This is a genomic window from Streptomyces sp. NPDC107654 (genome assembly GCF_055639035.1).
In genome coordinates this window covers 434,036-441,324 of sequence record NZ_JBVKBI010000005.1, presented here as the reverse complement: position 1 = coordinate 441,324, position 7,289 = coordinate 434,036, and the positions used below count along the sequence as shown (strand labels likewise).

The window sequence follows — 7,289 nt, the reverse complement described above, 5'->3', positions numbered from 1 at the left end:
GTGTAGGCCTGCCCGGCCGCGGTGGCGTCCACCACCTGCGGGGAGTGCGCCGCGGCCGGCTCCACGGCGGGCGGCAGCGGTTCGGGCGTGCGGTGCGGTCGGCCCTCGCGCAGGTGCAGGGCGACCTCGCGGGGCAGGACGACGGTCCCGGGCGCGGTCGGCAGCAGCAGACCCCGGTCCAGCAGCCAGCGCAGGTGCGCCGCCGGATCCGCCGTGACCTGCCCGTACGGCGGCCCCCACATCAGCCGGGACAGCACCTCCCGGGCCGGCTCGGGGGCCCCGGCGAGCAGCTTCGCCATCTTCCCGCGGTCGGTGAACAGCGCGGTCAGCGCGGCCACGGCCGACACCGAGTCGTGTGTCGACGGCAGCCCCGCCGTCGACACGATCTCCTGGATCCGCCCCGGCGACATGCCGGAGGCGGCCTCCTGGACGGTCGGCCCGAGCCCGGTCGGCGACGGGTGCTGCGCCGACGGCGCGAGCAGCTCGCGGGCGGTGCGCACCAGCCGCAGCCGGTCGTCCGCGCCCCACACCAGGGCCTGCTCGCGCAGGGTGCCGACGGCCCGCGGCAGCGCGCCGGCGATCGTCTCGTCCCCGGTGTCCCCGGCCATCAGGGCCAGCAGGGTGTCGTACGGCGCCGGGTCCGGGGCCACGGCCAGCGCCTCCGCCGTCTGCAGCGCGAACCGGTCCAGCCGCTCCAGGGCGCGCAGCACCGAGGCGCGCGTACCGGCGCGGGTGGCGAGCTGGGTGAGATCGGTGGGGACGGGGGTGATGAGGTCGGGGCGGCTGCGCAGCAGCGCGGCCAGGGAGGCGTCGTCCCGCGCGCGGAGCGCCTCCGCGAGGGACCGAGGGGCTGAGTGGGCCTCGGGGCTCATCCGGCCAACGGTAGCGGAATTCCATATGCCGAGGGCATCCCGCGGAAAGCGGTACGGTCCTCACGGGCATTGAAGTCGGCGCACCCCGGAGGGGTTTCCGTGGGGATCGAGAGCGATCAGGTCGTCTACGAGTATCTGAGCCGCGTCGGGGACCTCGCTCAGCAACGGCAGCTGCCGTCCGCCACGCGGATGCGGCTCGTGTCGGAGCTGCGCAACGAGATCGACCGGTGCCGCGCCCAGGCGACGGTGGACTCGCCCGCCGCCGTCCGCGGCATCCTGGACCGCCTGGGCAGTCCGGACGAGGTCGTCACGGCGGCCGGAGGCTCCGGCGGTGTCCCGCAGCCGCCGCCCGCCGCCGTACCGGCGCAGCCCTCCTCCCGGGAGCGGGCGTCCGGGCCGGCACAGCGGGAACGGCCGAAGGGGCTGCGCCGGGTCGTACCGCGTCCGCGCCCCGCCGAGTCCGAGCGGCCCGCCGCGCGCGACATCCCGGCCCCGCCGCACCTCGCCCCCGCGCACGAACTCGGTGACGGCACGGCGCCGCCCGACTGGTGGCGCGTGGACACCGCCGGCCCCCTTGCGGACACCGACCCGGTGCCGGGCTTCGTCGGCGGCGTGGAGATCCCGGAACTGCTCAGGAGGCCTCCGGGCCGGAGCGGGGAGGCGGCCAAGGAGCCCGCCGGGAAGACAGGCGAGAAGACCTCGGAGAAGGCCGCCGGGGCTGCGCCGGAGCCCGGGGCGGTGCCCGAGCCGGCCGCCCCGCGCCGCCGGCTCCTGCCCGGCCCCGCCGCCGGCTGGTCCAACCCCCTCCTCCTGCTGGCCGCCGCCGCGCTGGTCGCCGGCGCCGTGCTCGGCAACTGGTTCGCCCTGCTCCTCGGCTGGGCCATCGCCTACGGCTCACGCCGGCTGACGGCCGCGGAGACCAAGTGGGCGGTGATGGTCCTGCCGGGTACGGCGGTCGCGGCGGGCCTGGTGTGGCTGTGGGGCCGGAACGACGGCCGCTGGGGCGAACCCATCGCCCAGGGCCACATGAACGACGCGGTGAGCGAGACCTGGCCGTGGGTGGTCAGGGGAGCGGCCGTGGCCTCGGCGCTGTACCTGGTGTGGCGCTCGCAGCGGAAGGGGTAGCACCGGGGGCGGTCACGGCCGGCGTCGGCCCGCGCGTGCGTCGTGGCGGGCACGGCCACGACGGCCCCGCGCCCGGATCACAGCCGTCCCCTCGGCGTGATCCCGCCCCGCCGGACCGCCGGCGGCACCCGGCACAATGTCCCCCATGGCCTCCACGACCCTCACCGTCGGCTTCGACCTCGACATGACCCTCATCGACTCCCGGCCCGGCATCCGTGCCTGCTACGTGGCCCTGGCCGAGCGGACGGGTGCGTTCATCGACGCCGATCTGGCGGTGACCCGGCTCGGACCGCCGCTCGTGGAGGAGCTGATCCACTGGTTCCCGGCCGACGAGGTCCCGGCGATGGCCGATCTGTACCGGGAGATGTACCCCTCCATGGCCATCGCCGCGACGCCCGCGATGGCCGGCGCCCGGGAGGCGGTCGACGCGGTGCGGGCGGCCGGCGGGCGGACGATGGTCGTGACGGCGAAGCACGAGCCGAACGCCAAGCTGCACCTGGCCCACCTCGGCATCGAGCCGGACGTGGTGGTCGGCGACCTGTGGGCCGAGCAGAAGGCGGCGGCGCTGCGCGAGTACGGCGCGGCCGTGTACGTCGGTGATCACGTCGGAGACGTCCGGGGGGCCCGAGCGGCGGGTGCGTTTTCGGTCGCCGTGGCGACCGGGCCGTGCCCGGCGGACGAGCTGCGGGAGGCCGGCGCGGACGTCGTCCTGACCGGCCTCGCCGACTTCCCCCGGTGGCTGGCCGGCTACCGCGAGGCGCTGGAGACCGCCTCCCGCGCCTGACGCCGTCCGGCGGCGACGGACCGCAGGACACCGGCACCGGCGAGCAGGAATCCGACGGCCATGAGCATGCTCAGGCCGAACATGTACGTCGGAAAAGGCTTCGTTCCGAGCAACAACGGGGTCACCGTGACGAGGGTGGCCAGGGCGCCGAGGAAGAAGACGACGGCACCGGCGCGGATCAGTCGGTCACCGGGCGCGGTGGAATTCGGTTGGGTTTTGTCACGCACCGGACCAGGGTAGTTCCCTGCGCGAGAGAACAACCGGGGGACGTCTTGTCACCCGCCCCAAGACCATTAGCCTTGGTAGCGCTTGGTATCGGCGGGTCGTGGTCGACCCGCTCTAGTGCTATCAAGAGCCGTTTCCGAAGTAGTTTTCCCAACGAGTACGAGGACGAGGACAGACGTGCCTACCGGCAAGGTCAAGTGGTTCAACAGCGAGAAGGGCTTCGGCTTTCTCTCCCGCGACGACGGCGGTGACGTCTTCGTCCATTCCTCGGTTCTCCCCGCCGGAGTCGATTCGCTCAAGCCGGGACAGCGCGTGGAGTTCGGGGTCGTCGCCGGTCAGCGCGGTGACCAGGCGCTCTCGGTGATCGTGCTCGACCCGACGCCGTCGGTCGCCGCCGCCCAGCGCAAGAAGCCGGACGAGCTGGCGTCGATCGTGCAGGATTTGACGACCCTTCTCGAGAACATCACTCCGATGCTGGAGAAGGGCCGTTACCCGGACAAGACCTCCGGTAAGAAGATCGCCGGCCTGCTCCGCGCGGTCGCCGACCAACTCGACGTCTGACCCTCAGGGAAACGCGAGCGCGTCCGGGCCGAGGGGTGGTACGAGCCCCTCGGCCGCCGCACGCGTGAGCAGTCCCCGGACCGCCGCATAACCGTCCTCGCCGAGGCCGGCGGTGAACTCGTTGACGTACAGCCCGATGTGCTGGTCGGCGACGGCCGGGTCCATCTCCTGGGCGTGCGCCATGACGTAGGGCCGGGAGGCCTCCGGGTCGTCCCAGGCGGCCCGCACCGAGGCGCGGACGGAGTCGGCGAGCCCGGTCAGCGCCTCGGCGCCCAGGGAACGCCGGGCGATGATCGCGCCCAGCGGGATCGGCAGCCCGGTGGTCCGCTCCCAGTGCTCGCCCATGTCGGCGAGCTTGTGCAGCCCGTAGTTCCGGTAGGTGAACCGGGCCTCGTGGATGACCAGGCCCGCGTCCACCTTGCCGTCCCGCACGGCCGGCATGATCTCGTGGAACGGCATGACCACGATCTCGCCGACCCCGCCGGGCAGGGTGTCCGCCGCCCACAGGCGGAACAGCAGGTAGGCGGTCGACTTCTCGCTCGGCACCGCGACCGTACGGCCCGTCAGATCGGTCCCCGCCTCCCGGGTGAGCACCAGCGGCCCGCAGCCCCGGCCCAGCGCACCGCCGCACGGCAGCAGCGCGTAGGTGCCGAGGACGTACGGCAGCACCGCGTACGACACCTTCAGCACGTCGAACTCGCCGCGCTCGGCCATGCCGTTGGTGACGTCGATGTCGGCGAAGGTCACGTCCAGCGCGGGGGCGCCGGGGACGCGGCCGTGGGCGAGTGCGTCGAAGACGAAGGTGTCGTTGGGGCAGGGGGAGTACGCGATCCGAAGCGGCTCAGTGGTCATGTGCCTTCCAACTCTCCAGGGCGGGCGCGAGCTTCCCGAAGCCCTCGGTGAGGGCGGCGAGGGCGTCGCCGATGCGCCAGGCGGCGCGGTCGCGCGGCCCCACCGGGTTCGAGACCGCGCGGATCTCCAGCACGGGTACGCCGTGCGCGGCGGCCGCCTCGGCCACGCCGAAGCCCTCCATGCCCTCGGCGAGCGCGCCGGGGTGCCGGGCACGCAGGGCGGCGGCGCGGGCGGCGGTGCCGGTGACCGTGGAGACGGTCAGGACCGTGCCGGTACGGGCGCCGGTGGCCTCGGAAACGACTCGTACGAGTGATTCCGGCGGATGATGGGTGACGGTCCCGAACCCCAGGTCGGTGACCGGGAGGAAGCCGTCGGCGGTCTCGGCGCCCAGGTCGGCGACGGTGATCGCGTCGGCGACGACGAGGGAGCCGAGGGGGGCGTCGGGCTGGAAGCCGCCGCCGATGCCGGCCGAGACGACCAGACCGTAGGGGCGGCCGGCCAGGGCGGCGGCGGTCAGGGCACCGGCGACGCGGGCGGCGGCGAGCGCCGGGCCGACACCGGCGGCGAGCAGGTCGAAACCCGCGCCCGTACGGCACAGGGACCCGCCCGGCAGCCGTATCCCACCGGCCGCCGGGTCCGGGCCCGCCCCGGGCAACGCCCGTGCCACCGCGTCCCGCTCCACGGGGACGGCGGTGGCGACGAGGACCGGGAGTGACGCCGTGGTCAGTCCTTCGCCTTCTTCAGCTTGAAGGTCCACAGACCCTTCTTCGTCTTGTCGCCCATCTGGATCGCGAGCGTGTTGGTCTCGCCCTGCGTGCCGTACTGGACGTTGAAGAACGCGCTGCTCGGAATCGTGCGGTACGTCTCCTTGCTGGTGTCGCTGAACTGGCGGCCGTTGACCAGCACGATCCAGCCCTCGTCCGCGATCTTCGGGTCGACGCCGATGCGGACGGTCTCGTCCTGGCCGACCTCGATCGACTTGGCGTCAGCGGCCTTCTTGATGCACTTGTCCAGCGACTTCTGGTCCAGCGCCTTGCCGTCGTTGTAGCAGAGGGCCTCGGAGTTGACCGAGTCCCGGCCGACGGTGAGCGTCGCGACGGGACTCGGCTTGTCGCAGGCCGACAGGACGAGCAGTCCGGCGGAAACGGCGCCGGCGACGGCGACGGCGCGGCGGCGTCGCACAACGGATTGCAGCGTGGTCATGGCCGAAGGCTATCGGGCACCCGGAGCCGTCCGCCCACGTGGGGTACGGCGTGCCCGGTTCGTTACGCCGGGCGGTGGCGGCGGGGCCTCACGCCACCCGGGCCCGGGCCCGGCCGCCGTGCCGGGCCGAGGCGAGCAGTCCGCGCAGCGTGCCCAGCCAGCCCACGGCCACGAACGCGGCTCCGACCAGCAGCCCCACCGTGCCGTTGAGCGGCATCACGATGCCGACCGCGCCGCCGAAGACCCACGCCATCTGGAGCAACGTCTCCGAACGGGCGAACGCCGAGGTGCGCACCAGCTCGGGCACGTCCCGCTGGATCAGCGCGTCCAGCGCCAGCTTGGCCAGCGCCTGCGCGAACCCGGCGACCGCCGTCAGACAGGCCACCAGGAACGCCCCGAAGAAGAGGCCGGCGACGACCGCCGTACCCAGCACCACCGCCACCACGGTCACGATGATGATCTCCGGCGCCCGGGACCGCAGCCAGGCCCCCACCGCCGTACCGAGGGCGTTGCCCGCCCCCGCCGCGACCCCCACCATCCCCAGCGACACCGCCGCGCTCTCCCCGGTCAGGGGGTGCTCGCGCAGCAGGAAGGCGAGGAAGAAGATCAGGAAGCCGGACAGGCAGCGCAGGGCGGCGTTGGCGCCGAGCGCGTGCGTGACCGCGGGCCCGACCGTCCGCAGCCCCGGCCGCTTCGCCTGCTTGCGGTGCGGCCCGTGCAGACGCTCCGCGTCGCCCGCGAGCAGCGCGACGTCCTCCCCCTTCGCCGAGTCCACCGTGGGCGGCAGGGAGAACGACAGAAACGTCCCGGCAGCGAAGATCACGAAGGCGCCGTAGAGCGGCCACGGATCGCCGAGCGCGTGCAGGCCCGCCGCCAGCGGCGCGGCGGCGCCCGTGGCCAGCAGCCCCGCCAGCGTCACCCGGGAGTTGGCCTTCACGAGCGAGAACCCCGGCGGCAGCAGCCGCGGTACGACGGCACTGCGGACCACGCCGTACGCCTTGGACGCCACCAGCACCCCCAGCGCGGCCGGATACAGCTCCAGGCTGCCGCTCGCCACCGCCCCCGAGACGACCAGCGCGAGCAGCGCCCGCGCCAGCATCGCCCCGGCCATCGCGGCCCGCCGCCCGTGCGGCAGCCGGTCGAGGAGCGGCCCGATGACGGGCGCCAGGACCGTGAAGGGCGCCATGGTGATGGCGAGGTAGAGGGCGACCCGCCCGCGTGCCTCGTCCGTCGGCACCGAGAAGAACACCGTGGACGCGAGCGCCACGGTGACCATGACGTCCCCCGCGCCGTTGACCGCGTGCAGCTCGATCAGCTTGCCCAGCCCCGACTCGCCCGCGCCGTGCGCGTGCGTGACCCTGCGGATGCCCCGCGCCGTTCCGGTCACCGGGAAGTGCAGGGCACGGCCGACCGAGCGGACGGCACCACCCACCCGGCCCGAACCGCCGCCCCGACCATTCGCCCTGTCCGCGGCTGCCACGACGTTCATAGTGCCCCGAGAGGCGGCCCGATAGTGCGGATACCGCGGGCGTGGCGCCGGACAAGGGGCGGAAGGGCGCGGAAGGGCGCGGACGAGCGGCGGCACCAGCGGCGGGCCGGGCTGCGGGAGGGGCGGGTACGGGCCCGGGTGAGGTCCGGGCGGGGACCGCGGGATGGCCGGGTGGGAA

At 74.1% G+C, this 7,289-nt stretch carries 8 protein-coding genes and 1 pseudogene; 3 read left to right on the top strand and 6 right to left on the bottom strand.

The features are described from left to right. Positions 1–872: pseudogene (locus ACZ7N4_RS12630) on the bottom strand (DNA-binding protein); the annotation flags it as partial. 99 nt (positions 873–971) lie between these two features. Here ACZ7N4_RS12630 and ACZ7N4_RS12625 point away from each other — a divergent pair. Then, positions 972–1,997 carry a hypothetical protein gene (locus ACZ7N4_RS12625; RefSeq protein ID WP_471357105.1) on the top strand — a complete coding sequence of 342 codons (1,026 nt, stop codon included), beginning with the start codon at positions 972–974 and terminating at the stop codon, positions 1,995–1,997. Between the two features lie 145 nt (positions 1,998–2,142). Continuing rightward, on the top strand, positions 2,143–2,781 hold the full coding sequence (locus ACZ7N4_RS12620; RefSeq protein ID WP_471357102.1) for an HAD family hydrolase: 639 nt from the start codon (positions 2,143–2,145) through the stop codon (positions 2,779–2,781). Here the strand turns inward: ACZ7N4_RS12620 and ACZ7N4_RS12615 are convergent. Continuing rightward, positions 2,745–3,008: a hypothetical protein gene (locus tag ACZ7N4_RS12615; RefSeq protein ID WP_471357100.1), complete on the bottom strand. Its 264-nt coding sequence runs from the start codon at positions 3,006–3,008 to the stop codon at positions 2,745–2,747. The genes ACZ7N4_RS12620 and ACZ7N4_RS12615 overlap by 37 nt on opposite strands. A 175-nt stretch (positions 3,009–3,183) precedes the next feature. Between ACZ7N4_RS12615 and ACZ7N4_RS12610 the strand changes: the two genes are divergently transcribed. Next, positions 3,184–3,567 carry a cold-shock protein gene (locus tag ACZ7N4_RS12610; RefSeq protein WP_030989397.1) on the top strand — a complete coding sequence of 128 codons (384 nt, stop codon included), beginning with the start codon at positions 3,184–3,186 and terminating at the stop codon, positions 3,565–3,567. A gap of 3 nt (positions 3,568–3,570) precedes the next feature. Here the strand turns inward: ACZ7N4_RS12610 and ACZ7N4_RS12605 are convergent, their stop codons facing one another. The 4 genes from ACZ7N4_RS12605 to ACZ7N4_RS12590 all read right to left on the bottom strand — a co-directional run bounded on the left by ACZ7N4_RS12605 (position 3,571) and on the right by ACZ7N4_RS12590 (position 7,111). Beyond that, positions 3,571–4,419 (bottom strand): 1,4-dihydroxy-6-naphthoate synthase, encoded by an 849-nt coding sequence (locus ACZ7N4_RS12605; protein ID WP_471357096.1) that lies wholly within the window; start codon positions 4,417–4,419, stop codon positions 3,571–3,573. Continuing rightward, a complete protein-coding gene (locus ACZ7N4_RS12600) occupies positions 4,409–5,176 on the bottom strand; it encodes a futalosine hydrolase (RefSeq protein ID WP_471357094.1) in 768 nt (255 codons plus the stop codon). The genes ACZ7N4_RS12605 and ACZ7N4_RS12600 overlap by 11 nt, the downstream gene beginning before the upstream one ends. Next, on the bottom strand, positions 5,143–5,622 hold the full coding sequence (locus tag ACZ7N4_RS12595) for a DUF2771 domain-containing protein (RefSeq protein ID WP_471357091.1): 480 nt from the start codon (positions 5,620–5,622) through the stop codon (positions 5,143–5,145). The genes ACZ7N4_RS12600 and ACZ7N4_RS12595 overlap by 34 nt, the downstream gene beginning before the upstream one ends. Positions 5,623–5,710: 88 nt before the next feature. Continuing rightward, the gene (locus ACZ7N4_RS12590; protein WP_471357088.1) at positions 5,711–7,111 is read right to left on the bottom strand and encodes an MFS transporter; all 1,401 of its coding nucleotides are present in this window, start codon (positions 7,109–7,111) and stop codon (positions 5,711–5,713) included. Positions 7,112–7,289: the final 178 nt, after the last annotated feature.

Coding starts and splice junctions, on each gene's coding strand:
- ACZ7N4_RS12595 (WP_471357091.1), bottom strand. CDS start 5,622: ATGACCACGCTGCAATCCGTTGTGCGACGCCGCCGCGCCGTCGCCGTC.
- ACZ7N4_RS12605 (WP_471357096.1), bottom strand. CDS start 4,419: ATGACCACTGAGCCGCTTCGGATCGCGTACTCCCCCTGCCCCAACGAC.
- ACZ7N4_RS12620 (WP_471357102.1), top strand. CDS start 2,143: ATGGCCTCCACGACCCTCACCGTCGGCTTCGACCTCGACATGACCCTC.
- ACZ7N4_RS12590 (WP_471357088.1), bottom strand. CDS start 7,111: ATGAACGTCGTGGCAGCCGCGGACAGGGCGAATGGTCGGGGCGGCGGT.